1 protein-coding gene is annotated in these 686 nt (G+C 67.9%); it reads right to left on the bottom strand.

Annotated elements, in window-relative coordinates:
- Positions 1-686, bottom strand: a 686-nt coding sequence (locus H0524_RS24640; RefSeq protein WP_255435887.1) for a S8 family serine peptidase, incomplete at both ends; no start/stop codon positions are given.

Genomic DNA, 686 nt, shown 5'->3' with positions numbered 1-686 from the left:
AGCCGGTGGCTCGTACGGTGGTGTTGACTGCGGCGGCGATGTCGAGGCGGCCGGTGCCGACCTGGTATGCGCTGTAGGTGTCGCTGAGAGCTTGGGTGCTGCTCGTGAGGGCGGTTTTGAGTTGTTGGCCGGTCCAGTTGGGGTGTTGTTGGGTGAGGATGGCGGCGGCTCCGGCGACGTGTGGGGTGGCCATGGAGGTGCCGTCTTTGCTTTGGTACATGCCGTCGCCGGTGCTGTGTTGGGAGCGGGCGGCGTTGATGGCGACGCCGGGTGCGGTGAGGTCGGGCTTCAGTGCGCCGGTGCCGGCCAGGGGTCCGACGCTGGAGAAGTCGGCGAGTTGGTCCTGCTTGTCTACGGCGCCGACGGTCAGCGCGCTGGCTGCGGTGCCGGGGGTGCCGATGAGTCCGCCGTAGTTGTTGCCGGCGGCGATGACGAAGAGGGTGTCGTGCTGCGCGGAGAGGGTGTCCACGGCGAGGGTCAGTGGGTCGAGTCCGTCGGTGCGGGATGGGTCGCCGAGGCTCATGTTGATGATGTCGGCGCCGGATTCGGCGGCCCATTGCATGCCGGCGATGATCCAGGAGTCGTAGCCGTACCCGTTGTCGTTGAGGACTTTGCCGATGAGTAGGTCGGCTGCGGGTGCGACGCCGGTGTTGTCGCCGTTGGAGGCGGCGCCGGTGCCGGCGATG

This window comes from Salinispora sp. H7-4, assembly GCF_013416675.1.
Taxonomy (GTDB): Bacteria; Actinomycetota; Actinomycetes; order Mycobacteriales; family Micromonosporaceae; genus Micromonospora; species Micromonospora vitiensis.
This window is presented reverse-complemented; position numbering and strand designations above follow the sequence as displayed.